Origin of the sequence: Pseudomonas sp. RC2C2 (genome assembly GCF_018390435.1) — a bacterium.
In the GTDB taxonomy this organism is placed as follows: Bacteria; Pseudomonadota; Gammaproteobacteria; order Pseudomonadales; family Pseudomonadaceae; genus Aquipseudomonas; species Aquipseudomonas donghuensis.
Genome location: NZ_JAHBAX010000001.1, coordinates 1956146 through 1980557, shown reverse-complemented (window position 1 = coordinate 1980557; position 24412 = coordinate 1956146). Strand labels below are relative to the sequence as shown.

At 62.6% G+C, this 24412-nt stretch carries 23 protein-coding genes; 9 read left to right on the top strand and 14 right to left on the bottom strand.

What is annotated here, in order from left to right; all coding sequences use genetic code 11:
* Nucleotides 1-104 precede the first annotated feature (104 nt).
* Entirely contained in the window at nt 105-1646 is a 1542-nt protein-coding gene (locus tag KHO53_RS09165; protein ID WP_010221239.1) for a phosphoenolpyruvate carboxykinase, read from the top strand.
* Nucleotides 1647-1837: 191 nt separating this feature from the next.
* Complete coding sequence (locus KHO53_RS09160; RefSeq protein ID WP_010221240.1) at nt 1838-2266, top strand: acyl-CoA thioesterase; 429 nt, start codon at nt 1838-1840, stop codon at nt 2264-2266.
* Between the two features lie 6 nt (nt 2267-2272).
* Here the strand turns inward: KHO53_RS09160 and KHO53_RS09155 are convergent, their stop codons facing one another.
* From KHO53_RS09155 to KHO53_RS09130, 6 genes are all read right to left on the bottom strand, one after another.
* Nucleotides 2273-2929 (bottom strand): response regulator, encoded by a 657-nt coding sequence (locus KHO53_RS09155; RefSeq protein ID WP_026001197.1) that lies wholly within the window; start codon nt 2927-2929, stop codon nt 2273-2275.
* A 121-nt stretch (nt 2930-3050) separates the two neighbouring features.
* Nucleotides 3051-3863: a CheR family methyltransferase gene (locus KHO53_RS09150; RefSeq protein ID WP_010221242.1), complete on the bottom strand. Its 813-nt coding sequence runs from the start codon at nt 3861-3863 to the stop codon at nt 3051-3053.
* Between the two features lie 287 nt (nt 3864-4150).
* Nucleotides 4151-4630, bottom strand: coding sequence for a glycine zipper domain-containing protein (locus KHO53_RS09145; RefSeq protein WP_026001198.1), 480 nt, complete (start codon nt 4628-4630; stop codon nt 4151-4153).
* Between the two features lie 210 nt (nt 4631-4840).
* A complete protein-coding gene (locus tag KHO53_RS09140) occupies nt 4841-7177 on the bottom strand; it encodes an FdhF/YdeP family oxidoreductase (protein ID WP_010221244.1) in 2337 nt (778 codons plus the stop codon).
* Nucleotides 7174-8013, bottom strand: coding sequence for a formate dehydrogenase accessory sulfurtransferase FdhD (gene fdhD, locus KHO53_RS09135; RefSeq protein ID WP_010221245.1), 840 nt, complete (start codon nt 8011-8013; stop codon nt 7174-7176). Before fdhD ends, KHO53_RS09140 begins: the two co-directional genes overlap by 4 nt.
* A 95-nt stretch (nt 8014-8108) precedes the next feature.
* Nucleotides 8109-8996 (bottom strand): LysR family transcriptional regulator, encoded by an 888-nt coding sequence (locus KHO53_RS09130; protein WP_010221246.1) that lies wholly within the window; start codon nt 8994-8996, stop codon nt 8109-8111.
* Between the two features lie 84 nt (nt 8997-9080).
* Between KHO53_RS09130 and lysM the strand changes: the two genes are divergently transcribed.
* A complete protein-coding gene (gene lysM, locus KHO53_RS09125; RefSeq protein WP_036994937.1) occupies nt 9081-9521 on the top strand; it encodes a peptidoglycan-binding protein LysM in 441 nt (146 codons plus the stop codon).
* On the opposite strand, the gene yrfG is transcribed toward lysM, so the two are convergent.
* Entirely contained in the window at nt 9522-10184 is a 663-nt protein-coding gene (yrfG, locus tag KHO53_RS09120; protein ID WP_010221248.1) for a GMP/IMP nucleotidase, read from the bottom strand.
* A 79-nt stretch (nt 10185-10263) separates the two neighbouring features.
* Between yrfG and nudE the strand changes: the two genes are divergently transcribed.
* Both nudE and cysQ read left to right on the top strand, forming a co-directional pair.
* A complete protein-coding gene (gene nudE, locus KHO53_RS09115; RefSeq protein ID WP_010221249.1) occupies nt 10264-10830 on the top strand; it encodes an ADP compounds hydrolase NudE in 567 nt (188 codons plus the stop codon).
* A complete protein-coding gene (gene cysQ / locus KHO53_RS09110) occupies nt 10827-11654 on the top strand; it encodes a 3'(2'),5'-bisphosphate nucleotidase CysQ (RefSeq protein WP_010221250.1) in 828 nt (275 codons plus the stop codon). Before nudE ends, cysQ begins: the two co-directional genes overlap by 4 nt.
* Here cysQ and KHO53_RS09105 read toward each other — a convergent pair.
* Genes KHO53_RS09105 through rfbB form a run of 7 tightly spaced genes read right to left on the bottom strand, consistent with a single transcriptional unit; the run spans nt 11643 to nt 18722 of the window.
* Complete coding sequence (locus KHO53_RS09105) at nt 11643-12098, bottom strand: YiiD C-terminal domain-containing protein (protein ID WP_010221251.1); 456 nt, start codon at nt 12096-12098, stop codon at nt 11643-11645. The two genes, cysQ and KHO53_RS09105, sit on opposite strands and share 12 nt — an antisense overlap.
* Complete coding sequence (locus KHO53_RS09100; protein WP_213570230.1) at nt 12095-13507, bottom strand: sigma-54-dependent transcriptional regulator; 1413 nt, start codon at nt 13505-13507, stop codon at nt 12095-12097. The genes KHO53_RS09105 and KHO53_RS09100 overlap by 4 nt, the downstream gene beginning before the upstream one ends.
* Nucleotides 13504-15318 (bottom strand): sensor histidine kinase, encoded by a 1815-nt coding sequence (locus KHO53_RS09095; protein ID WP_010221253.1) that lies wholly within the window; start codon nt 15316-15318, stop codon nt 13504-13506. The genes KHO53_RS09100 and KHO53_RS09095 overlap by 4 nt, the downstream gene beginning before the upstream one ends.
* 35 nt (nt 15319-15353) lie before the next feature.
* Nucleotides 15354-16226, bottom strand: a complete 873-nt coding sequence (gene rfbD / locus KHO53_RS09090; protein WP_213570229.1) for a dTDP-4-dehydrorhamnose reductase — start codon at nt 16224-16226, stop codon at nt 15354-15356.
* The gene (rfbC, locus tag KHO53_RS09085) at nt 16226-16771 is read right to left on the bottom strand and encodes a dTDP-4-dehydrorhamnose 3,5-epimerase (RefSeq protein ID WP_213570228.1); all 546 of its coding nucleotides are present in this window, start codon (nt 16769-16771) and stop codon (nt 16226-16228) included. The genes rfbD and rfbC overlap by 1 nt, the downstream gene beginning before the upstream one ends.
* Nucleotides 16771-17643: a glucose-1-phosphate thymidylyltransferase RfbA gene (gene rfbA / locus KHO53_RS09080; RefSeq protein ID WP_213570227.1), complete on the bottom strand. Its 873-nt coding sequence runs from the start codon at nt 17641-17643 to the stop codon at nt 16771-16773. Before rfbA ends, rfbC begins: the two co-directional genes overlap by 1 nt.
* Nucleotides 17640-18722, bottom strand: coding sequence for a dTDP-glucose 4,6-dehydratase (rfbB, locus tag KHO53_RS09075; protein ID WP_036994946.1), 1083 nt, complete (start codon nt 18720-18722; stop codon nt 17640-17642). Before rfbB ends, rfbA begins: the two co-directional genes overlap by 4 nt.
* Before the next feature lie 214 nt (nt 18723-18936).
* On the opposite strand from rfbB, the gene KHO53_RS09070 reads away from it, so the two are divergent.
* The 4 genes from KHO53_RS09070 (at nt 18937) to KHO53_RS25595 (ending at nt 24409) form a co-directional block, all read left to right on the top strand.
* Nucleotides 18937-21846, top strand: a complete 2910-nt coding sequence (locus KHO53_RS09070; protein WP_213570226.1) for an aminotransferase — start codon at nt 18937-18939, stop codon at nt 21844-21846.
* Nucleotides 21847-22016: 170 nt separating this feature from the next.
* Complete coding sequence (gene aguB, locus KHO53_RS09065) at nt 22017-22895, top strand: N-carbamoylputrescine amidase (protein ID WP_213570225.1); 879 nt, start codon at nt 22017-22019, stop codon at nt 22893-22895.
* A 20-nt stretch (nt 22896-22915) separates the two neighbouring features.
* Complete coding sequence (aguA, locus tag KHO53_RS09060; protein WP_010221259.1) at nt 22916-24022, top strand: agmatine deiminase; 1107 nt, start codon at nt 22916-22918, stop codon at nt 24020-24022.
* A gap of 186 nt (nt 24023-24208) precedes the next feature.
* Entirely contained in the window at nt 24209-24409 is a 201-nt protein-coding gene (locus KHO53_RS25595; protein ID WP_036995321.1) for a hypothetical protein, read from the top strand.
* The last annotated feature ends 3 nt before the right edge of the window (nt 24410-24412 follow it).

The window sequence follows — 24412 nt, the reverse complement described above, 5'->3', positions numbered from 1 at the left end:
GGGCGTTTCTGGCATAATCCGGCCACTTTTTTCGCTGTAGTAGTTTGGAAAGATCTACTACAAAACGTTTGGAGCACTCGGCCGCAGGCCGGATGGGGAATCTCATGACGCAAGCCAACAACACCGTGTACACCGACCTGAGCGTCGATGAGCTGGTAAAAGAAGCGCTGAACCGCGGTGAAGGCGAGCTGGCCGATACCGGCGCGCTGGTCGTGAAAACCGGTCACCGTACCGGTCGTTCGCCGGTTGACCGTTTCATCGTCGAAGAGCCGTCCACTCAGGATGCCATCGCCTGGGGCCCGATCAACCGCAAGTTCCCGGCCGACAAGTTCGATGCCCTGTGGGACCGTGTCGAGGCGTTCAACAACGCCCAGGATCACTTCGTATCCTACGTTCACGTAGGTGCGGCCGCCGAGCACTACCTGCCGGTCAAGATGACCACCCAGACCGCCTGGCAGAACCTGTTCGGCCGTTGCCTGTTCATCAACCCGCAGCAGTACAACCCGGCTGGCCGTGATCAGTGGCAAGTGCTCAACGTTGCCAACTTCGAGTGCGTGCCTGAGCGTGACGGCACCAACTCCGATGGCTGCGTGATCCTCAACTTCGCCCAGAAGAAAGTGCTGATCGCCGGTATGCGTTACGCCGGTGAAATGAAAAAAGCCATGTTCTCGGTGCAGAACTTCCTGCTGCCGGCTGCCGACGTGCTGCCAATGCACTGCGCCGCCAACATCGGCGAAGCAGGCGACGTGACCCTGTTCTTCGGCCTGTCGGGCACCGGCAAGACCACCCTGTCGGCTGACGAAAGCCGCTACCTGATCGGCGACGACGAGCACGGTTGGGGCGAAGGCGTGGTCTTCAACATCGAAGGCGGCTGCTACGCCAAGTGCATCGACTTGTCCGAGAAGAACGAGCCGGTCATCTGGAAAGCCATCAAGCACGGCGCAGTACTGGAAAACGTCGTCATCGACGATGCCAAGCACGCCGACTACACCGATGTCAGCCTGACCCAGAACAGCCGCGCCGCCTACCCGCTGGAGCACGTTGCCAAGCGTTCGGAAAAGAACCTCGGCGGCGAGCCTAATGCGGTCATCTTCCTGACCTGCGACCTGACCGGCGTGCTGCCGCCAGTGTCGATCCTCAACGAAGAACAAGCGGCCTACCACTTCCTGTCCGGCTACACCGCACTGGTGGGTTCGACCGAAATGGGTTCGGGCAGCGGCATCAAGTCGACCTTCTCCACCTGCTTCGGCGCGCCGTTCTTCCCGCGTCCGGCTGGCGAGTACGCAGAACTGCTGATCAAGCGCATCCGCGGCTTCGGCTCCAAGGTCTACCTGGTCAACACCGGCTGGACCGGCGGTGGCTACGGCGTTGGCAAGCGCTTCAACATTCCGACCACCCGCGCGGTGATCGCAGCGATCCAGAGCGGCGCCCTGGTCGGCACCGCAACCGAACACCTGGACATCATCAACCTCGACGTGCCACTGGCCGTACCGGGCGTTGAAACCAACCTGCTCAACCCACGCAACACCTGGGCTGACAAGGCTGCTTACGATGAAGCTGCAAAAGCGTTGGCTGGCCTGTTCATCGAAAACTTCAAGAAGTTCGAAGTTTCCGACGCCATCAAGGCCGCTGGCCCACAGCTGTAAGCTGAAGCCTGCGTAAACAAAAAGCCGCCCTCAGGGGCGGTTTTTTGTTTTCCGGCCTAACGAAACCCTTGTGGGAGCGGGCTTGCCCTGCGATAGGCCGCGTTGTCTTACCCGAACGACGATCAATTGGTGCTTGATCGCGGGGCAAGCCCGCTCCTACAGTTACGGGCCATCCAATACTCAGGTCCACCATGTCCGAGCTCCCTCAACGCCACGCCTACCCCCACCTGCACCCGATCCTCAGCCGCTGGCAAGACAGCGACCTTAACGGCCATATAGCCGGTGCCACGGTTTACGCCTACTTCGACACAGCGATCCAGGCGTACCTGCTGCAACAGGCCGGGCTGGACCTGCAGGACGGCGAGGTCGCCGGTTTCGTGGTCAGTTCGGCGGCGGACTTCTTTGCCTTGCCGGCCTTTCCCGACACCCTTGAGGTCGGCTTGCGTGTGGCGCGTCTGGCGGGCAGTTCAGTGGAGTATCAGTTGGCACTGTTTCGGGTCGAGGACGGGCAGCCCTGCGCGGTCGGCAAGGTGGTGCAGGTGTTCGTCGAGCGCAGCTCGGGCCGGCCGGCACAGTTGCCGGCCACGCTGCAGGCCGCGCTGGAGCGTTTGCAAGGCTGAGGCCGCTCAGTCATTGAGGCGGATAATTCCTTCGCGCACGGCGAACAGCACCAGACCCGGCACGTCGTGAATCTGCAGGCGGTGCATGATCTGCGAGCGATGCGCCTCGATGGTCTTCACGCTCAGGCCCAGGCCGTCGGCGATCGAGCGGGTCGATTCACCGCGGGCAATCAGCCGCAGGATCTCCAGCTGGCGTGCGGTGAGCTGCATCGTGGTGCTGCCGCTGGGGCGCTTGCGGCTGTGTTTCACCGCCTGGCCAATGACCATCGGCAACACTGCTGATGACAGGTACTGGCCACCATTTTTCAGCGCCTGCAGGGCCTGCTCCAGCTCCAGCACCGTGGCGCTCTTGAGCAGAAAGCCATGGGCACCCAATTGCAGGCAACGCATGACGAAGTCCAGCTCCGAGCGCGACGAGAGCATCAACACATGGCTGGAGGGCACGCGCAGGAACAGCTCGCGCAGAATCTGTTCGCTGTCCAGGGTATCGGCGGTCATGTCCAGCAGGATGATGTCGGGCTTGAGTTTCTCGGCCAGTGCGACAGCAGTCATGCCATCGCCTGCATCACCGACTACGGCGTATTGTTTTTTTTGTTCGAGCAGCGCTCGCAGGCCCGCTCGAAAGAGCGGCGAGTCATCGGCAAGTAGTATTCGGCAAAGCATGGGTTCGAGCCTGTTTCGCAAAAGAAGAGGGGCGGCAGGTTTGCTCGGTCCGGATGAGCGCTGCCGCGCTGTGGCGCGATCAGTGTCGGGGGCCTGCCGCAGGTCCCGGCAGCGCAGGCCATCATAGGCGTTCGAACACCGATGGCAGGATCGGCCGCAGTGGCAGGTCGAGGCCATGGATGTTCTCGCTATGTCCGATCAGCAGCAGGCCGCCCGGGCGCAGGCAAGCCAGCAAACGTTGAACCACGCGCTGTTTCTCATCCTGACTGAAATAGGTCAGCAGATTGCGCAGAAAAATCCCGTCGAACAGGCCCAGGTCAGCGGGCAGTGGCTGGATCAGGTTGATCTGGCGAAACGTCAACCGCTCCTGCAAGGTGGCCGCCATGCGCATGCGCCCGGCCATCTCGCCGACGCCACACAGGCAGTAACGTTGCAACCAGCCTTCAGGGAAGTAACGGGCCTGGGAGACGTCGTAGATGCCTTCGGCTGCCTGCTGTAGCAGATGGGGGCTGATGTCGCTGGCCAGTACGCTCCAGTCGTCGTTGACGGCGTGTTCGCTGGCAACCATGGCCAGGCTGTAGGCTTCTTCGCCCGAGGCGCAGGCAGCGCTCCAGAGCCTCAGCGGCCGTGGCATGTCGCGCAGCCATTGGGCAAGGCATTCGAAATGGCGGTGTTCGCGAAAGAAGTAGGTGTCCCGGGCAATCAGCAAGTCGAGTACCTGCTGCTGTTCCTGATGTTGATCGGGCTGCTCGATCAGTTGCAGATACTGTTCGAAGGAGGTCAGTTGCAAATGCCGCAGGCGCTTTCCCAGGCGGGCAGCCACAGCCGCACGGCGGTCGGCGGCGAGGAACACGCCAGAGCGCTGGCTGACCAGGGTGCGAAAGCGCAGGAACTGGGCTTCACTCAGCATCGGAGGGCGGCTGTCGGCTGGCATCTCACACCCCTCGTGCACTGGGCAATCGGGCCGTCTTTGCGTGATAGATGCGCATTCCCTGCGTCCATTGGCTGATTGGGAACGGCCGATGATAGCTACTGGCTATATCCGCCTGAATCGGGGTTGCCCCTAGGTCGCGGGAAGCTGACAAGGAGAAGGGGAAGCAGGGCCTGCCTGGACTGGCCGCAGGATCGGCCTGCAAGGCTTGATCGGTAACGTGCGGGGTGTTGCAGCGATCCCTGCCCGTGAGGGCAGGGACTAGGAGTTTGGCTTAAGCCCGAAATGGCTTAGTCGTGACGCCAGTGCCTTTTGTGCTTGCGGTGCCCGTAGTGATGGCCACGGTCGTAGTAACGACGGTCGTCGTAGCCGCGACGGTAGCGACGGTCATCGCGGTCGTCTTCATCGGCTCTGTTGCCCATGTAGTTACCCAGCGCGCCACCGGCACCACCGCCTGCGGCTGCGCCAATGTAGCTGCCCGTGGTGCCGCCCATGCTGCGGCCTACAACGTTACCGCCGGCTGCGCCCAGGGCACCGCCGATTGCGGCTTCACCACGCTGGCGCTTGTCGGCACCCACGGCACTGCCGGCTGCGCCGCCCAGGCCCGCGCCGATCGCCGAGCCGGTACTGCCGCCGATCGACTGACCGACCACCGAGCCCAGTACCCCACCCAATGCGCCGCCAATACCGGCTTCGGTGGTGCCACCTGCCGAGGCAACGCCGCTGAGCAGGCCAAGAGACAACAACAGAATCGAGGAGTACTTCATCAAGAGAGCCTCATAGGGATGACGCCGCGATCCTGAGGCCGCAGAGGGGGGCTGGCAAACGAAATCCGACGAGTAACACGAGTTGTACACAATTTTCTAAGTTACTGTTTTAACTGTGAAACTTTATTGATTTTCGCTTGTCTGAGCTTACTTGGAACGAGGCCCCGACAGTGATGTCAGGGCCTTTTTTGTGCCTGTTTGCCGCCGATTCTGTCAGAGGATCCGGGCGTTGTCGCTGGCAGGTTGCAGCTTTATCGCAACGAACTTCGAGGTCGGCGTATGGCTGCCATCGCCAACGCTTTCCAGCGGCACCAGCGGGTTCACTTCCGGATAGTAGGCCGCCGCCTGACCGGCCGGGATATCAAAGGCCAGCAACGTGAAGCCCTTGACCCGACGCTCGCGGCCATCACTCCACAGCGAGACGATATCGGCCTTGTCGCCGGGGTGGAAGCCCAGGCGGATGATGTCGGCTTCGTTGACGAACAGTACGTTGCGTTGGCCCTTCACTCCACGGTAACGGTCATCCAGGCCATAGATAGTGGTGTTGTACTGATCGTGGGAACGCATCGACTGCATGATCAGGTCCGGTACCTGGCCGCTGGCGCGCACGCGCTCGTGCAGCAGGTCAGCGGGCAGGGCATTGGCCTTGAAGTTGGCCCGACCGCTGCTGGTCTTCCATTGCCGTTGGCCGGCGCTGTTGCCCAGGTAGAAACCGCCCGGATGCTCCAGGCGCTGGTTGAAGCTCTCAAAGCCTGGGATGGTCTGGTCGATCAGGTCGCGGATCCGTGCGTAATCGGCGATCAGCCAGTTCCAGTCCACCGGTCTGGCGCCGAGGGTGGCATTGGCAATCCCGGCAATCACTGCGGGCTCCGAGCGCATCTGCCGCGACAGCGGCTGCAACTGGCCGTTGGAGGCGTGGACCATGCTGAACGAGTCTTCCACGGTCACAGCCTGCGGGCCTTCGCCCTGCAGGTCGATATCGGTGCGCCCCAGGCACGGCAGAATCAGCGCCTGCTTGCCATGCAGCAGATGGCTACGGTTGAGCTTGGTGCTGATCTGCACGGTCAGCTCGCAGTTGCGCAGGGCCTGGGCGGTACGCTCGGTGTCCGGGGTGGCCTGGGCAAAGTTGCCGCCCAGAGCGATGAACACCTTGGCCTGGCCGTCGGCCATGGCGCGGATCGCTTCGACCGTGTTGTGGCCATTATGGCGCGGCACCTTGAAGCCGAAGCGGCGTTCCAGGGCATCGAGCAGGGCCACTGGTGGCCGCTCGTTGATGCCCATGGTGCGGTCGCCCTGCACGTTGCTATGGCCACGCACCGGGCACAGGCCGGCGCCGGGTACGCCGAGGTTGCCGCGCAGCAGCATGAGGTTGGCGATTTCCTGGATGGTCGCCACCGAATGGCGATGCTGGGTGATGCCCATGGCCCAGCACATGATGACTTTTTTGGCCTTGCAGTACATGCGCGCGGCGTACTCGATCTCGGCCAGGGTCAGGCCTGATTGTGCGCTGATCTGCTCCCAGGAGGTGGCGTCGACCGCTGCCAGGTAAGCCAGGACGTCCTGGGTGTGCTGGTTGAGAAAATCGTGGTCGAAAATCGCCGGGGCATTGCTGGCCTGGGCTTCGCGCTCCCACTGCAAGAGGAACTTGGCCATGCCGCGCAGTACCGCCATGTCGCCGCCCAGGGCCGGGCGCAAGTAGGCAGTGTTGGTCGGGCGGTCGCCGTTGGTGAGCATCTCCAGCGGGTGCTGCGGGTGCTGGAAGCGCTCCAGGCCGCGTTCCTTGAGCGGGTTGATGCACACCACCTGGGCACCGCGCTTGACCGCTTCACGCAGCGGTTCGAGCATGCGCGGGTGGTTGGTGCCGGGGTTCTGGCCCCAGACGAAGATCGCATCGGCATGCTCGAAATCGTCGAACGTCACCGTGCCCTTGCCAACCCCGACACTCTGCCCCAGGGCCACGCCACTGGCTTCGTGGCACATGTTCGAGCAGTCCGGGAAGTTGTTGGTGCCATAGGCACGGACGAACAGCTGATACAGGTAGGCCGCTTCGTTGCTGGCCCGGCCAGAGGTATAGAACTCAGCCTGGTCGGGGCTTTCAAGCTGTTGCAGGTGCTTGGCGATCAGGGCAAAGGCACTGTCCCAGTCGATGGGTGTGTAGCGGTCGGTACTGGCGTCGTAGACCATCGGTTCGGTCAGCCGGCCCTGGTATTCGAGCCAGTAGTCGCTCTGGGCCAGTAACGAGGTGACGCTGTGGCGGGCGAAGAATGGCGCATCGACCCGGCGTTTGGTCGCTTCCCAGTTCACTGCTTTGGCGCCGTTCTCGCAGAACTTGACCATGCCGCTTTCCGGCGAGTCGCCCCAGGCGCAGCCGGGACAGTCGAAACCGCCGTTCTGGTTGGTCTTGAGCAGCGCGCGAATGTTCTTCAGGGCGTTGTCGCTGCCGATCCAGGCCTGGGCCACGCTGCGCAGTGCGCCCCAGCCGCCAGCAGCACCGTTGTAGGGTTTATAGCGAGGGACAGGCTTCTGATCGGCTTGGTGATGCAGGCTCACGTTCTGTTCTCCCGCACGGGGCTGAACACCCGTGGCGCGCTGTGTTTGGGCAGGTGAATAAGGTTGAGGTTGTGCCGCCGCGCCCACTGCAGGGCGAGGCCGGTGGGCGAGGACAGGCTGACCAGGGTCTGGATGCCGGCGCGCAGTACTTTCTGGATCAGCTCCAGGCTGCAGCGGCTGGTAACGATTGCCAGGCCGCCGTCGAGGCTCAGGTGCTGGCGGACCAAGGCGCCGATCAGCTTGTCGAGGGCGTTGTGCCGGCCGATGTCTTCGCGACCCAGGAGGATTTCCCCCTGATTGTTCATGAACAATGCCGCATGTACCGCACCGCAGTGCTGGCCCAGGGGCTGGAAGGCATCCATGCGCTGGCGCAGGCCCGCGAGCCATTGCGCAGGTGGCAGCGGCGCGCCCGGCAACACGGCAAGGTCGGGCAGGGCCTGCTCCACCGCTTCCACGCCGCACAGGCCGCAGCCGCTGGTGCCGGCCAGTTGCCGGCGCTGGGTCTTGAGGTTCCAGAAGGCGCGGTTGGCGATCTCGACGTCGGCGTGTATGGCCGAACCAGTGCTGGTGAACTTGACGTCGTAGATCTCATTGGCCGAAGCAATGATGCCGCTGCCGATGCTGAAACCGACGATAAAGTCTTCGAGGTCGGTGGGGCTGACCAGCATCACTGCCTGGCTGATACCGTTGTAGGCAATCGCCAGGGCGACTTCTTCGGCCAGTGCAGTGTGCGCCTGGCTGTCGTCGGTAAGGTGGCAGTAGTCGTAGGTATTGCTGGCCGCGGGCGCAGTCACAAGCGGGGTGGACGCCGCACAGGCCGGGGGTTTTGTGCTCATCAGCAGAGGTACCGGCGGCTGTTCAGCTTTAAGCCTAGGCTTGCGCTCGGGTATCGTCTAATCGCTAATGCTGATGCCTTGATAGACGGCGTCGATCAACCCTCGCCTTGCAGCGCTTGATATTGTGCCAGGCACACCTCGGCCAGGGCCGAGCGTGGCGCCGTGCGGCGCATGATCAGGCCCAGTGGCGCCAGGGTGCAGGCCTGTTCGATCGGTTGCAGGCGCAGCCGTTCGGTGAGCACTTCCAGGCCGGCCGCCAACGGCATGATGGCACAACACAGGCCTCCGCTGACGGCCTGGGCCAACTGATGGACGGCATCGGTCTGCAGCAACAGCTGCGGTGTCAGGCCACGGCTGTGGAAGTTGTGGTCGATCGACTGGCGAAAATGCATGCCGGCGGTAAGCAACCCCAGCGGCAGTTCGGTCAGCTGTTGCCAGCTTAGGGGGTGGTCGTCGAAGCAGAAATGATCTGGATCATATAAAAGCCCCATGCGCGTCTCGCCCAGCGGCAGCGACTGGAAGCGTTCATGATCGAGGCGATCCAGGTACGACACGCCCAGGTCCAGCTGGTTGCTGGTCAGCTGTTCGAGGATCTGCTCGGAGCTCAGGGCGCTGAGTTCAAAGCGCAGTTCCGGATGCTGCTGGTGCATGCGCCGCAGCAGCGGCAGGGGATCGAAGCTCGACAGCGGTACCACGCCCAGGCGCAAGGTGCCGACCAAGTGGCCGCGACAAGCGGCAGCTTCGGCATTCAGGCCGTCGTAGGCGGCGATTACCGAGCGGGCCCAGGCCAGTACCCGTTCGCCCTGGGCGGTAAAGCCCTCGAAGCGCTGGCCGCGATTGACCAGGGCGAGGTCCAGTTCCTGTTCGAGATTGCGCAGGCGCATCGACAGGGTTGGCTGGGTCACGTGGCAGCGCGCGGCGGCTTGGCCGAAGTGGCGGGTTTCATCCAGGGCGATGAGGAATTTGAGTTGTTTGATGTCCATCGTCGCTCCACGGCGCAAAGCAGGCGAAGCATTCTAACCTGTCCTAGACTCCAGGCTCCGAGATTCATCACCAAGGAGAGCGGCATGAGCATTTTCAGTTTCGTCAAAGAAGCAGGCGAGAAACTCATCGACCTGTTGACCCCGGGTAATGCCAATGCCAGCGAGCAGTTGAAGGCGCATGTGGCGAAGGTCGGGCTGGGTAACCCGAACGTTCAGGCCACCGTCGACGGTGACAAGGTTACCCTGACTGGCGAAGTCAGCAGCCAGGAAGAGAAAGAGAAGATCCTGCTGGCGGTGGGCAACATTGCCGGTGTGGCTTCGGTGGATGATCAGATCACCGTCACCGGCCCGGTTGTGGCTGCAGCCCGTTTTGTCGTGGTGAAGAAAGGCGACACCCTCAGTGCCATCTCGTTGGCGGTGTACGGCAATGCCAACCTGTACAACAAGATTTTCGAAGCCAACAAGCCGCTGCTCAGTCACCCGGACAAAATCTACCCGGGCCAGACCCTGCGCATTCCCGAGTAATCACAACCCTTCGAGCAACGCCCGGTAGTCTTCCACCGCAGCGAACTCTTCGGTATCCCGAGGCCCTTTGCGGCTGTCCGGCTGGCGCACCGCAAGCAGGTGCGCCACGCCGAAGTCGCGGGCACTGCGCAGGATCGACAAGGTGTCGTCGATAAACAGGCTGCGTTGCGGGCTGAAGCCGATATCGGCCTCAAGGGCGCTCCAGAACTGTGGGTTCTCCTTGGGGTAGCCGTAGTCATGGGAGCTGATCAGGCGCTCGAAGTAGGGTGCCAGCTCCACCCGTTCCAGTTTCAACGACAGCGAGTCGCGATGGGCGTTGGTGATCAGGATTACCCGCTTGCCGGCCTGCTTGATCGCCTGCAGGAACGTATCGGCATCTGGACGCAAGGCGATCAGGTGGGCGGTCTCAAGCTTGAGCTCGCGCACCGAGAAGTTCAGCTCGCGGCTCCAGAAGTCCAGGCAGTACCAGTTCAGCGAGCCGGCGTGTTGCTCGAACAATGGCTGCAATTCAAGCTCGGCCATGGCCCGGCTGATGCCGTGCAGCTCGGCGTAGCGCTGCGGCAGTTGCTCGAGCCAGAAGTGGTTGTCGAAGTGCAGGTCGAGCAGGGTGCCGTCCATGTCCAGCAGGACGGTATCGATGGTGGACCAGGCTAAAACGGGCATATGAAATTCTCGAACAGTCAGGAGGCAGCGGCCGGGCAAGCCACGGTATAGTAACCCGTTCACGCCAAGGAGCCGCCCCATGCGCCAGAAACCCACCGTCCTCTCTCGCGAGATCGTCGCCAGCAGCCGCCTGTTCCGCGTCGAAGCCGTGCAGCTGCGCTTCGCCAACGGTGCTGAGCGCACTTACGAACGCCTGGTCGGGCGCGGTAACGGTTATGGCGCGGTGATGGTCGTGGCGATGCTCGATGCCGAGCATGCGCTGCTGGTGGAAGAGTACTGCGGCGGTACTGACGAGTATGAACTGTCATTGCCCAAGGGCTTGATCGAGCCGGGTGAAGACGTGCTGGCGGCGGCTGACCGGGAGCTCAAGGAAGAAGCCGGGTATGGCGCCCGTCAGCTTGAGCACCTGACCGAGCTGTCGCTTTCGCCTGGCTACATGAGCCAGAAGATTCAGGTAGTGCTGGCCACCGACCTCTACGAGGAGCGCCTGGAAGGCGACGAGCCGGAGCCGATGCGCGTCGACAAGATCAACCTGCGCGAGCTGTCGGCCCTGGCCCAGCATCCGCAGTTTTCCGAAGGCCGGGCCTTGGCGGCGCTGTACCTGGTGCGTGATTTGCTGAGCCAGCGTGGGGTATTCCCGGTATGAGCGACATTGCCCTGATGCAGCAGGTGGTGGAACTGGCCCGCCAGGCGGGCAAGGCGATCCTGCCGTACTGGCGCGCCGACGTGGCGGTGACGGCCAAGGCCGATGAGTCGCCGGTCACTGCAGCCGACCTGGCGGCCCATGAGGTCATTGCCCAAGGCCTGCGCGTGCTGGCCCCGGAAATCCCGGTGCTGTCTGAAGAAGACTGCAACATCCCCCTGAGTGAACGGCAAGGCTGGCAGCGCTGGTGGCTGGTCGATCCGCTGGATGGCACCAAGGAATTCATCGCCGGCACTGAAGAGTTCACTGTCAACATCGCCCTGATCGAGCAGGGGCGGGTGGTGTTTGGCGTAGTGGCAATTCCCACCAATGGCCGCTGTTATTACGGTGGCAAAGGCCTTGGCGCCTGGCTCGAAGCAGCCGCCGGTGTACCTGAAGTCATCAACGTGCGCACGGCACCGCCTGCGGGTGAGCGCTTTACCGTGGTCGCCAGCCGGCGTCATTCGAGCCCGCAACAGGAAGCCTTGCTGGCGGGCTTGAGTCTGGCCGTGGGGGAGCTGGAGCTGGCCAATATCGGCAGCTCGCTGAAATTCTGCCTGTTGGCCGAAGGTGCGGCCGATTGCTACCCACGTCTGGCCCCCACTTCGCAGTGGGATACCGCTGCGGCGCAAGGGGTGTTGGAAGGCGCCGGCGGTGAAGTGCTCGGCCTCGATGGCCAGGCCTTCGTCTACCCGCCGCGCGATTCCTTGCTTAACCCGTTCTTCCTGGCCTTGCCAGCTGCCGCGCCGTGGCGCGACAAGCTGTTGCAGCAAGCCCTAGCGGTGTAGCACGTACTGACCGCTGAACTGCACGGCAGCCTCGCTGCTGCCGGCATTGCTGACCTGGGTGTGCAGGTTCAGGCGCGCCCGGCCACGGCGCTGATAGGTGGCGATGAAGCGCGCCCAGACTTTCTCGTCCGGCGCTGCGCAGGTGGCGATGGCCGCGCCAGTGACCGGCAGCGGATAGCTGATCTGGCCTTCGTGGATGACGATATGGCCGTCATCGATCCCCGCTTCACGCAACCTCAGGTGCAACCAGCCCCAGCCGACCAGCACCGCGGCGCAGTACAGGCTGCCGCCGAACATGGTGCTCTTGTGATTGACGTTGGCCTCCAGCGGCAGCTGCAGGCGCAGGCAATGCTGCTGCCAGTCGAGGACCTGCAGGCCCATCTGGCGGGTCAGCGGGATGTCACTGTGCAGCACTGATTCAAGGTAATGGCTGTCCGCGCTCATGAACGGTTGTCCTCCAGGTCATCGCTGTTTTGGTGACTGTCGGCGAAGCTCAGGCCGTGTTTGCGCAGCTTGTCGTGCAGCGTCTTGCGCGGGATACCGAGGGCTTCGGCCAGGCTGCGCAGGGAGCTGTGCGAGCGTGCCAGTTCGGCGGCGATCAGCGAGCGTTCGAACTGCTCGACTTGTTCGCTGAGGTTAGCGCTGCCAGTGCTTGGCGCGGGATCGTCGGCGGCTGGCGGCACGTCACCGTCCAGCGCCAGTTCAAGGCCCAGGGCGAAGCGCTCGGCGGCGTTTTGCAGCTCGCGCACGTTACCCGGCCATTCATGGCGCAGCAGCAGCGCCCGGTGCGTCGGTTGCAGCGGGGGCACCGGCAGGCCATGGCGCTCGCCGGCGGCTTCGGCAAAGTGCTGGAACAGCACCAGAATGTCTTCGCCACGCTCGCGCAGTGGCGGAATGCGCAGCGGTGCAACGTTCAGGCGGTAGTACAGGTCGGCACGAAAGCGCCCCTGGTCGGCGGCCTGGCGCAGGTCTTCCTTGGTCGCAGCGATGATGCGGATATCCAGCGGGATCAGCTGGTTGCCGCCCAGGCGTTCGACGACCCGCTCCTGCAACAGGCGCAGCAGTTTGACCTGTACATCCAGGCTCATGCTTTCGATTTCATCGAGGAACAGCGTACCGCCATTGGCGAATTCGAACTTGCCGATACGGCGCTTCTGCGCTCCGGTGAACGCCCCCGGCTCGTGGCCGAACAGCTCGCTTTCGACTACCGATTCGGCCAGGGCGCCGGCATTGATTGCCACGAACGGGCCATCACGTCGGCTCGACAAATCGTGCAGGGCGCGAGCGACAACTTCTTTGCCGGCGCCCGTCTCGCCAAGGATCAGTACGTCGGCGCGGGTGCCGGCCAAGGCACCGATCTGCTCGCGCAGGCGCAGCATCGGTGCCGAGTGGCCGACCAGGCGCGTGCTCAGCTCCTGGCGATCGCTCAGGGCCAGGCGCAGGCTGCGGTTGTCCAACACCAGGCGGCGCAGGGCCAGGGCACGACGCACACTGTCGAGCAGCGCATCGCTGGCGAAGGGCTTTTCCAGAAAATCATAGGCCCCGGCGCGCATGGCCTGCACGGCCAGCGGCACGTCGCCATGGCCGGTGATCAGCAGCACCGGCAGTTCCGGGTCCTGGGTGTGAAGCTGCTGCAGCAGCTCCAGGCCGTCGATACCGGGCATGCGGATATCGCTGACCACCACGCCCGGCCAGTCGCGCTCGATTCGCCCGGCCAGGCCCTGGGCGTCGGTCAGCGGCAGGATCTTCAGCCCGGCAAGGTCGAGGGTCTGGCTCAGGGCCTGGCGCAGGTGCGGGTCGTCGTCGACCAGAATCACCTGCGTGCGGCTGTCGATGAGCGGCTCGGTCGTCATGCCGATGGGTCCTCCGAAGTGGGTAGTGTAGCGCCGGGCTTGGCGATGCGTAGCTGCAGGGTGAGCAGGGCACCGCCTTCAGGGTGGTTGCCCAGCAGCAGCTCGCCGCCCAGTGCACGCATCAAGGTATCGCAGATCGCCAGGCCAAGGCCAAGGCCCTGGGTGCGCGTCTTGGTGGTGAAAAACGGCTCGCGGGCGCGGGCCAGGGCCTGGCTGGTAAAGCCCGGCCCATTGTCGCGAATGTACAGGTAGACGTTGCCATCGCGCTGTTCGGCACTGAGCCACAGCTTGCGCGGGTTGGCCTTTTCGGTCAGGGCGTCGAGGGCATTGGCCAGCAGGTTGCCGAGCACCTGGCGCAGGCGGGTTTCGCCGGCCTGCACCCACAGGGTGGCCTCGGGCAGGTCGCGCACCAGCTCCACGGCCATGGCTCGGCGGCGCTTGGCCAGCAGCGCCAGGGCATCGTCCAAGGCAGGCTGCAGGGCTACGCTCTCTGGGGCATGGCGGTCGCGGCGGGCGAAGGCGCGCAGGTGGGCGATGATCGAGGCCATACGCCCGGTCAGCTCGCTGATTAGCTTGAGGTTGCTGCGGGCATCGTCGGTGCGCTGGTGGTCGAGCAGGATCTCGGCGTTTTCGGCATAGCTGCGGATCGCCGCCAGCGGCTGGTTGAGTTCGTGGCTGATGCTCGCCGACATGGTGCCCAGCACCGATAGCTTGCCGGCCTGCACCAGTTCGTCCTGAGCGCGTACCAGCTCCTGCTGGGCCTGTTCGCGTTCCAGTACTTCCTCCTTCAGGCGGCTGTTGAGGCCTTCGAGGTCGGCGGTACGTTCGATCACCCGTTTTTCCAGTTCCTGACGGCCATGGGCCTCGAAGTCGATGCGGTCCATGTAATGCCGGCGGCGCTGCATGATCAGCCCTAGCAGCAGCATCAGCACCAGCAAGGTGGCACCACCAATGGCAACCACGGTGCGTACCGAGCGGTCGATCAGGGTGCGCGGAGCGAGGATGCTGACCTGCCAGCCGGTTTCCTCGATGGCCTGGGTCTGGGTCAGCCAGGCCTTGGGGTCGAGGGTCAGCGGCTTGGGCGACTGGGTCGGGTAGGGCTGGATGGCGACAATGGCTGCGCGTTCGGCATCGGTCAGGGGCCGGGTGGCGCGGAAACGCCAGTCGGGACGCGACGTGAGGATCACCACGCCGTTGTGGTCGGTCAGCAGCAGCTGTTCCGGGGTCTTGCCCCAGAGGGTTTCGGTATGGTCAAGGTCAACCTTGACCACCAGTGCGCCGATCACCCGGTCGCGGTCGCGCACGGCGGCGGCGAAAAAGTAGCCGCGCTTGGCCGAGGTGGTGCCCTGGCCGAAGAAGCGTCCCAGACGCCCGGCGATGGCTTCACTGAAATATGGGCGAAAGGCGAAATTGCGACCGACGAAACTGTCGTGTTTGTCCCAGTTGGAGGCGGCCAGGGTATTGCCGTTGGCGTCCATCAGGTACATGACTTCGGCGCCGGTCTGGGTGGCGATGTCCTTGAGCAGACGGTTGGCGTTGGTCAGGGTTTCCAGGCGCAGCGGGTCGGCCAGCACTGCGCGCAATGCCGGCAGGTCACCGAGGATCTGCGGCAGGGTCTCGTAGCGGTGCAGGGTACCGAGCAGGTTGGCCACGTAGAGATCGAGGGTCTGGCGGTTCTGCCCGGCCAGTTCGTCTTGGTAATAGCGCTCGGCAAGATGCTGCAACGGCCATAGCAATGGGGCCAGGCACACTGCGAGTATGGCCAGGCTGCGCCAGCGAGGGCGGCGGGGAACGGGTGGGGTCATGGTCATCGCAACTGCGCCAGAATGATCTGGCGCATTATGCGCTACTTCAGGCAGTCGATCAGTGCCTGCTGCCAGTGCGGTTGGCTGACCTGCCACTCGCGTTGCAGGCGACTGCAATCGAGGCGCGAGTTCAGCGGGCGGCGAGCCGGGGTCGGGTAATCGCTGGAAGGAATCGGTAGCAGCGCGGCACAAGGCAGGCCCTGGGCCTTGAGTTGCTCGCCGATGGCCTGGGCGAAACCGAACCAGGATGTCTCGCCTTGGGCGGTCAGGTGATAGGTGCCCCAGGCACCGGCCTGGCCAGCCTGCCAGCGCTCGATCAGGGCACGGGTGCTGATGGCGATGGTGCCGGCCCAGGTCGGCGCGCCGATCTGGTCGGCGACGATGCGCAACTCTGGCTTTTCCTGCAGCAGGCGCTGCATGGTCAGCAGAAAGTTGCTCCCGTGCCGTGAATACACCCAGCTGGTGCGCAGGATCAGGTGCTGGCCGCCGACTGCGGCAATCGCCTGCTCGCCGGCGAGTTTGCTGCGCCCGTAGACGCCGAGCGGGTTGGGCTCGTCATCTTCGGTGTAGGGGCTGTCCTTGCTACCATCGAACACATAGTCGGTGGAGTAGTGGATCAGCGGGATACCGAGCTTCGCGGCTTCTTCGGCAAAGATACCCGGTGCCCGGGCATTGATTGCGAAGGCCAGTTCCGGTTCGCTCTCGGCCTTGTCGACTGCGGTATGGGCCGCGGCGTTGATGATCAGGTCGGGTTTGAGCGTCTGTACGCGTTCACGAATGCCTTCGGGGTTGGCCAGGTCGAGCTGGTCACGACCCAGCACATGCAACTGCGCCAGGTCGCCCAGGCGCTGTTGCAGTTCCCGGGATACCTGGCCGTGTTGGCCGCTGATGAGGATGCGGGGGCAGCTCTGCATCACGGGAACAGGTCTGCCTCACGCAGGAACTTGCCAATCTGGTCCTTGGCAGAAAGCATGGGGGCGCTTTCGAGCTGCCAGTCGATCGCCAGGTCCGGGTCGTTCCAGCGGATGCAGCGCTCGGCAGACGGCACGTAGTAATCGGTGGTCTTATAGAGAAACTCGGCAAAGTCGCTCAATACCACAAACCCATGGGCAAAGCCCTTGGGGATCCACAGTTGGCGATTGTTCTGAGCCGAAAGCCTGATACTGACCCAACGACCGAAAGTCGGTGAGTGGCGGCGGATGTCGACCACAACATCCAGCACTTCGCCGGCGGTTACCCGCACAAGCTTGTCTTGGGTGTGTTCAATCTGGTAATGCAAACCGCGCAGTACACCTTTCTGCGAGCCGGAATGATTGTCCTGAACGAAATGGGCATCGATGCCCGTTGCTTCCTGGAACGAACGCTCGTTGAAACTCTCGAAGAAAAAACCTCGTTCGTCACCGAACACTTTCGGTTCGATAACAAGAACATCAGGCAGTGCGCTGGCGGTTACTTTCATTAACGTTTTCCCACAAGACCAAACAGGTACTGACCGTAACCTGTCTTGCCGAACATCTCCCCTCGCTTAAGCAGGTGTGCTTGATCAATCCAGCCCTGCTGGTACGCGATCTCTTCAAGGCAAGCGACTTTCAGGCCCTGACGGTGCTCGATGGTCTGCACGTACTGAGATGCCTCCAGGAGGCTGTCGTGGGTGCCGGTGTCGAGCCAGGCGAAACCACGTCCGAGCAGTTGAACATTGAGACTGCCGCGGTTGAGGTAGGCGTTGTTGATATCGGTGATTTCCAGCTCACCGCGTGGCGACGGCTTGACTGCCTTGGCGATCTTGATCACATCATTATCGTAGAAATACAGGCCTGTCACGGCGTAACTGGATTTGGGTTGCGTCGGCTTTTCCTCGATGGATAGGGCGTGGCCCTTGTCGTCGAATTCGACGACGCCGAAGCGCTCGGGATCCTTGACCCAGTAACCGAAGACAGTTGCACCCTTACCCTGCTGCGCGGCCTTACGCAACTGGGGAGTGAAACCCTGGCCATGGAAAATATTGTCGCCAAGGATCAGGCAGACCGAATCGTCGCCGATGAACTCTTCGCCAATCAGGAACGCCTGGGCCAGGCCGTCCGGAGAAGGCTGCTCGGCATAGCTGAGCTCGATACCGAACTGGCTGCCGTCACCCAGCAGCTGCTTGTACTGCGGCAGGTCCTGCGGGGTGGAGATCAGCAGGATTTCGCGTATACCGGCAAGCATCAATACCGAGATCGGGTAATAGATCATCGGTTTGTCGTAGATCGGCAATAGCTGTTTGGAAACACCCAGGGTAATAGGATGCAGACGGGTGCCGGAGCCGCCCGCCAGGACAATACCTTTGGTCATGCAATCAGATCCTTGAATTCGCTGGCGCCCAGGCGCTGGCCTTGATAACTGCCGTCCTGGACCCGCTGGCACCACTCCAGGTTGTCCAGGTACCACTGTACGGTCTTGCGCAGGCCGGTCTCGAAGGTCTCTTCAGGGACCCAGCCCAGTTCACGTTCGATTTTGCTGGCGTCGATTGCATAACGCTGATCATGGCCAGGGCGATCCTGAACGTAGGTGATCAGGTCGGCATAGTTGGCAATGCCCGCCGGACGTTGCGGTGCCAGCTCTTCGAGCAGTGCGCAAATGCCGCGGACCACGTCGATGTTCTTCTGTTCGTTATGCCCGCCAATGTTGTAGGTCTCGCCCACCTTGCCTTCGGTCACTACCTTGAGCAGGGCGCGGGCGTGGTCCTCGACGAACAGCCAGTCACGCACCTGCAGACCGTTGCCATACACAGGCAGCGGTTTGCCAGCCAGAGCATTGAGAATCACCAGCGGAATGAGTTTTTCCGGGAAGTGGAACGGCCCGTAGTTGTTCGAGCAGTTGGTCACCAGTACCGGCAGACCGTAGGTGCGTTGCCAGGCCCGGACCAGATGATCGGACGCGGCCTTGCTTGCCGAGTACGGCGAACTTGGCGCGTAAGGCGTGGTTTCGGTGAACAGGTCATCGACGCCATGCAGGTCGCCATACACTTCGTCGGTGGAAATGTGATGGAAGCGGAATGCCGCGCGCTCATCGCTCGGCAGGGTCAGCCAGTAGGCGCGGGTGGCCTCCAGCAGGCTGTAGGTGCCGACGATATTGGTGTGGATAAAGTCCGAAGGACCGTCGATCGAACGATCTACATGCGACTCTGCGGCCAGGTGCATGATCGCGTGGGGTTTGAAGCGTTCAAGCACGCCACTGACGGTTGCCTGATCTGCAATATCGGCCTGGACGAATTCGTAGCGGGTATCGGTCGCGATGCTGGTCAGCGATTCCAGGTTACCGGCATAGGTCAGCTTGTCCAGGTTGAGTACTTCGTGCTCGGTATTGTTGATCAGGTGACGCACCAGCGCCGAACCGATGAAGCCGGCCCCGCCGGTGATGAGAATTCGCATGTCGGACTGCCTTTCTTCCGTAACTGACATTGAAAATTAAAGGACATAGCTTGTGGCCAGGGGGAGACAGGCGCAAGCAAAAAGCGCCGAGCTGTGCCTTTCCCTTGAGATGCTCGAGGCAGCAGAGCAATTCTGCTGCGATTTTAGCCGTTATTCTTGCCAACTGGCACAAGCAGTGGCGATATAGGCAACAAAAAAATGAGGTCCCCAGCCCATGTCGCTCAGTACCCTGATCCATCGCTCCAGTCAGCCATGCCCTGAAGTCAGTGAACAGCAGGCCGCTTGCCTGTTGCAGGAGCATTTCGGCCTCAGCGGCGCATTACAAGCGCTGGGCAGTCAGCAGGACCTGAATTTTCGCCTGGACGCCCCCCAGGGGCGCTATGTGCTGAAAATCTGCCATGGTGATTACGCCATGGCCGAACTGCAGGCCCAGCACAGCGCCCTGGGTTACCTGCGCGATCAAGGGCTACCGGTGCCCGCCGTGCTGGCATCGCGAACGGGCGAGCAACTGCTGGCAGTAGAGGTGGGTGGTCAAGCTTTGCGCGTGCGCGTGCTCGACTATATAGACGGTAATTCGCTGACCCGAATCAAGCACATGGAGCCACGCCTGGTGGCGGAGCTTGGCCGTCTTTGCGCGCGAGTCGACCGAGCCCTGGCCGATTTCACCCACCCAGGGCTCGAACGTACCCTGCAATGGGACCCACGCCACGCCCAGGCATTGATCGAGCATCTGTTGCCGGTGCTGGCTGAAAGCCCGTATCAAGCGCGGATAAGCGCTGCCGCACAGCAGGCCAGGGTGCGTCTGCAACCGTTGGTCGACCAATTGCCGCTGCAGGCGGTGCACCTGGACATTACCGATGACAACGCCGTCTGGGCGCGGGATGAGCAGCGGCAGTGGCAGCTGCAAGGGGTGATTGATTTTGGCGACCTGATGCACACCTGGCGCATCGCTGATCTCTCGGTGACTTGCGCGGCATTGCTGCACCATGCCGAGGGTGACCCCTTGCGGATACTGCCGGCGATCGAGGCCTACCATGCGCTCAACCCGCTGACCACAGCCGAACTCCAGGCCTTGTGGCCGCTAGTGGTAGCCCGGGCCGCGGTGTTGGTGCTGAGCGGTGAACAACAGCTGAGTGTCGACCCTGGTAACAGTTACAGCCGCGACAACCTGGCCCATGAGTGGGAAATCTTCGATGTCGCCACCAGCGTGCCCTTCGAGCTGATGGAGGCGGCGATCCTGCAAGTGACCGGGCATGAATTGCCCGCGCGGGTGCTGGAAGATTTCACGCCGCTGTTGCCACCCTCGGTCGCAGCACAGGTGGTAGGGGTGGATCTTGGCGTGCTCAGCGAGCATTACCAGGCAGGGAACTGGGAGCAGCCGGGCATCGATCAGCGCTTGTTGGCCCAGCAGGCTGGCGATTCAGGCGCGGCCTGCACCTTGTACGGGCAGTACCGGTTGTCGCAGACCCACATCGATAACCCCGCGGAGCCGGCAACCTTCGCCCTGAATGTCGAGGTGCACCTGCCTGTAGCCACGGCGCTCAAGGCGCCCTGGGCCGGTACCTGGCACCAGTACGGCGAAGACAGCGGTTGCCTTGCGGGCAATGAATGCAACTTGTGGCTGCATGGGCTGAGCCAGGCGCCAGCCGCGGGGCAGGTGATAGCCCAGGGGCAGTCACTGGGCGCCAGTGCCGCACTGTTGAAGGTTCAGCTGTGCCGGGTTGCCGGGCTGTACCCGCCGGCCTTTGTCGTGCCTTCGCGGGCTCGGGCCTGGCAAGCAGTGTGCCCCTCGCCACAGGCCATCCTCGGTGTTGCCTGCAACGCCGAACCGCTGGTCGATGCCCAGGCTTTGCTGGCCCGGCGCGATGCCAGTTTCGCCCGCTCGCAGAAGCACTACTACCAGCAGCCGCCGCATATCGAGCGCGGCTGGCGCAACTACCTGTTCGACATGCAGGGGCGGGCTTACCTGGACATGCTCAACAACGTTGCAGTTCTTGGTCACGGGCATCCGGGCATGGTTGCCGAGTCGGCGCGGCAATGGTCGCTGCTCAATACCAACTCGCGCTTTCACTATGCGGCCATCGCCGAATTTTCCGAACGCTTGCTGGCCCTGGCGCCGAGCGGCATGGACCGGGTGTTTCTGGTCAACAGCGGTACCGAGGCCAACGACCTGGCGATTCGCCTGGCCTGGGCCTACAGCGGTGGGCGCGACTTGTTGAGTGTGCTTGAGGCCTATCACGGCTGGTCGGTGGCTACCGATGCGATTTCCACTTCCATCGCTGACAATCCCCAGGCCTTGAGCACCCGGCCGGAATGGGTTCATCCGGTGATTGCCCCCAACACCTATCGCGGTGCCTTCCGTGGCGCCGCAAGCACCGCCGATTATTTGCATGATGTCGATGCCAAGCTCGACGCACTGGCTGCCGAGCAACGGCAGCTGGCCGGCTTCATCTGTGAGCCGGTGTACGGCAATGCCGGCGGCATCTCGCTGCCGCCGGGTTACCTGCAACAAGTCTATGCCAAGGTACGGGCAGCGGGCGGCGTGTGCATTGCCGATGAAGTGCAGGTCGGCTATGGCCGGCTGGGTACCTGGTTCTGGGGTTTCGAAGAACAGGGGGTTGTGCCGGACATCATCACCATGGCCAAGGGCATGGGTAACGGTCAGCCATTGGGTGCGGTGATCACCCGCCGGGAGATTGCCGAAGCGCTGGAGGCCGAAGGCTATTTCTTCTCCTCCGCCGGTGGCAGCCCGGTCAGTTGCCGCATTGGCATGGCCGTGCTCGATGTCATGGAAGAAGAGGGGTTGTGGGACAACGCCCGGGAAGTCGGCGGCTACTTCAAGTCACGGCTGCAGCAGTTAGTCGATAAACATCCGCTGGCGGGTGCCGTGCACGGTTCCGGCTTTTACCTGGGGCTGGAGCTGGTGCGTGATCGCCAGACCCTGGAGCCTGCCAGTGCCGAGACCACCCTCCTGTGCAACCGCCTGCGCGACCTGGGCATCTTCATGCAGCCCACAGGCGATTACCTGAACATCCTCAAGATCAAGCCGCCGATGTGCACCACCCGGGCAAGCGTGGACTACTTCGTCGACAGCATCGACCGGGTGTTGTCAGAAGACCTGTAACGCCTAAGCTAAAGCCGGTTAGTTCGATTGTTATCGGATTAACCGGCTTTTTATTGGCTTCGTTTTTTAAGATGTCTCTTTTAAAGTCGATATTTATCGGATATAAAAGCCTCCATCATCACCGTGATGGCCTGGCCTAGTCGGTCCAGCCACCTGTCGAGGAGGAGTAAATGAGCCGCACCGTCACTGTTGCCGCCACCCAGATGGCCTGCTCCTGGGACCGCCAGGGCAACCTGGAAAGCGCCGAGCGGCTGGTCCGTGAAGCGGCCGCCAAGGGCGCGCAGATCATCCTGATCCAGGAGCTGTTCGAAACCCCGTACTTTTGCCAGAAGCCCAACCCGGACTATCTGCAGTTGGCCACGCCGGTTGAGGCCAATGCCGCCATCGGCCATTTCCAGAAGCTCGCCAAAGAGCTGCAGGTGGTGCTGCCGATCAGCTTCTACGAGCTGGCCGGGCGTGCGCGATTCAACAGCATCGCGATCATCGATGCCGATGGCAGCAACCTGGGCGTGTACCGTAAAGCCCACATCCCGGACGGCCCCGGCTACCACGAAAAGTACTACTTCAACCCGGGCGACACCGGCTTCAAGGTCTGGCAGACCCGTTACGCGAAAATCGGCGTAGGCATCTGCTGGGACCAGTGGTTCCCCGAGTGCGCACGCAGCATGGCCCTGCTCGGTGCCGAGCTGCTGTTCTACCCGACGGCTATCGGTAGCGAACCGCACGACAACACCATCTCCTCGCGCGACCACTGGCAGCGTGTACAGCAAGGTCATGCCGGCGCCAACCTGATGCCGCTGATCGCCAGCAACCGCATCGGCCGCGAAGAGCAGGACGGCTACGACATCACCTTCTACGGCTCCTCTTTCATTGCCGACCAGTTCGGCGAGAAGGTCCAGGCGCTGAACGAGACCGAGGAGGGTGTGCTGGTGCATACTTTCGACCTCGACAAACTTGAGCACACCCGCAGTGCCTGGGGCACTTTCCGAGACCGTCGTCCGACGCTGTACGGCCCGGTGAAGACCCTCGACGGCGCGCTGCAATCCTGATAGTTCAGCAAGGATCATCTATGAAAACTCTCACCAGTACCCCGCGCGCCGACGGCTTCCACATGCCCGCCGAGTGGGCGCCACAAACCCAGGTCTGGATGGTCTGGCCCGAGCGCCCGGACAACTGGCGCCTGGGCGGCAAGCCGGTGCAGGCTGCCCATGTGACGCTGGCCAAGGCCATCGCCCGTTTCGAGCCGGTGACCGTCGCCGTCTCCGCCGCCCAGTACGACAACGCTCGCGCCCGGCTCGACCTGCCGAACATCCGCGTGGTGGAAATCAGCAACGACGATGCCTGGGTGCGTGATACCGGGCCGACTTTCGTCATCAATGACAGCGGCGAAGTGCGTGGCGTCGACTGGGGCTTCAATGCCTGGGGCGGCTTCGAGGGCGGCCTGTACTCGCCATGGAATCGTGACGAGCAACTGGCCAGCAAGGTGCTGGAGATGGAGCGCTGCCAGCGCTACCACACCGAAGGTTTCGTACTCGAAGGTGGCTCGATTCACGTTGACGGTGAAGGCACGCTGATCACCACCGAGGAATGCCTGCTCAACCACAACCGTAACCCGCACCTGAACCGCGAGCAGATCGAAGCGATCCTGCGTGATCACCTGGCAGTGGACACCATCATCTGGCTGCCCGATGGCTTGTACAACGACGAGACCGACGGCCACGTCGACAACTTCTGTTGTTACGTTCGCCCAGGTGAAGTGTTACTGGCCTGGACCGATGATCCGCAAGACCCCAACTACGCACGCTGCCATGGTGCACTCGAGGTGTTGGAGAACAGCCGTGACGCCAAAGGTCGCGCCTTTACCGTGCACAAGATGCCGATTCCGGGGCCGCTGTTCGCCAGCGAAGAAGAGTGCGCCGGGGTCGATCCGGTGGCCGGCAGCCAGGAGCGCAACCCGTCGGTACGCCTGGCCGGCTCGTACGTCAACTTCCTGATCGTCAACGGTGGCATCATCGCCCCAAGCTTCGACGACCCGGCAGATGCTGAGGCTAGAGCGATTCTGGCGCGGGTGTTCCCCGATCACGAAGTGGTCATGATCCCTGGACGCGAGATGCTTCTGGGGGGCGGCAACATTCATTGCCTGACCCAGCAGCAACCGGCTCCCGCCAAAGGCTGAAGTGCAGCAAGCAAAGAGCCCGTCGATTGACGGGCTTTTTTTTATCCGCGGACGACGATCGGCATAGCTTTTTGGCACACCTCTTGTATTTGTTTTGCATTGTATTTCAAACAGATAGGGCTCCTCAGTTCTGTCACAAAGTTTGAGTAGGTTAGCCGCTCACGGCCCCAGGGAGTACGTGTCGAAATGAATGCAGCAAGTGAGCCGGCTTCGCCCCCATCAGCGGTGAATCACGAGTCCCTCCAGCGCGTGGCGCAGTGGTTGAAACACAATGGAGCAAACCGGGTCAGGAAGGCCGATCAGCGTCGCTCGTTGCTGGCGCGTTATCCGGCAGGCCTGCTTACTGAAGCAGAGCTGGAAGCGCTGCTGGGTGATGGCAGCCGCTAGGTG

Coding starts and splice junctions, on each gene's coding strand:
- KHO53_RS09095 (WP_010221253.1), bottom strand. CDS start 15,318: ATGACCATGACCCCACCCGTTCCCCGCCGCCCTCGCTGGCGCAGCCTG.
- KHO53_RS09165 (WP_010221239.1), top strand. CDS start 105: ATGACGCAAGCCAACAACACCGTGTACACCGACCTGAGCGTCGATGAG.
- KHO53_RS09155 (WP_026001197.1), bottom strand. CDS start 2,929: ATGCTTTGCCGAATACTACTTGCCGATGACTCGCCGCTCTTTCGAGCG.
- KHO53_RS09150 (WP_010221242.1), bottom strand. CDS start 3,863: ATGCCAGCCGACAGCCGCCCTCCGATGCTGAGTGAAGCCCAGTTCCTG.
- rfbD (WP_213570229.1), bottom strand. CDS start 16,226: ATGCAGAGCTGCCCCCGCATCCTCATCAGCGGCCAACACGGCCAGGTA.
- KHO53_RS09105 (WP_010221251.1), bottom strand. CDS start 12,098: ATGAGCGCGGACAGCCATTACCTTGAATCAGTGCTGCACAGTGACATC.
- rfbC (WP_213570228.1), bottom strand. CDS start 16,771: ATGAAAGTAACCGCCAGCGCACTGCCTGATGTTCTTGTTATCGAACCG.
- nudE (WP_010221249.1), top strand. CDS start 10,264: ATGCGCCAGAAACCCACCGTCCTCTCTCGCGAGATCGTCGCCAGCAGC.
- KHO53_RS09070 (WP_213570226.1), top strand. CDS start 18,937: ATGTCGCTCAGTACCCTGATCCATCGCTCCAGTCAGCCATGCCCTGAA.
- rfbB (WP_036994946.1), bottom strand. CDS start 18,722: ATGCGAATTCTCATCACCGGCGGGGCCGGCTTCATCGGTTCGGCGCTG.
- KHO53_RS09130 (WP_010221246.1), bottom strand. CDS start 8,996: ATGGACATCAAACAACTCAAATTCCTCATCGCCCTGGATGAAACCCGC.
- KHO53_RS09160 (WP_010221240.1), top strand. CDS start 1,838: ATGTCCGAGCTCCCTCAACGCCACGCCTACCCCCACCTGCACCCGATC.
- fdhD (WP_010221245.1), bottom strand. CDS start 8,013: ATGAGCACAAAACCCCCGGCCTGTGCGGCGTCCACCCCGCTTGTGACT.
- KHO53_RS25595 (WP_036995321.1), top strand. CDS start 24,209: ATGAATGCAGCAAGTGAGCCGGCTTCGCCCCCATCAGCGGTGAATCAC.
- aguA (WP_010221259.1), top strand. CDS start 22,916: ATGAAAACTCTCACCAGTACCCCGCGCGCCGACGGCTTCCACATGCCC.
- cysQ (WP_010221250.1), top strand. CDS start 10,827: ATGAGCGACATTGCCCTGATGCAGCAGGTGGTGGAACTGGCCCGCCAG.
- lysM (WP_036994937.1), top strand. CDS start 9,081: ATGAGCATTTTCAGTTTCGTCAAAGAAGCAGGCGAGAAACTCATCGAC.
- aguB (WP_213570225.1), top strand. CDS start 22,017: ATGAGCCGCACCGTCACTGTTGCCGCCACCCAGATGGCCTGCTCCTGG.
- yrfG (WP_010221248.1), bottom strand. CDS start 10,184: ATGCCCGTTTTAGCCTGGTCCACCATCGATACCGTCCTGCTGGACATG.
- KHO53_RS09100 (WP_213570230.1), bottom strand. CDS start 13,507: ATGACGACCGAGCCGCTCATCGACAGCCGCACGCAGGTGATTCTGGTC.
- rfbA (WP_213570227.1), bottom strand. CDS start 17,643: ATGACCAAAGGTATTGTCCTGGCGGGCGGCTCCGGCACCCGTCTGCAT.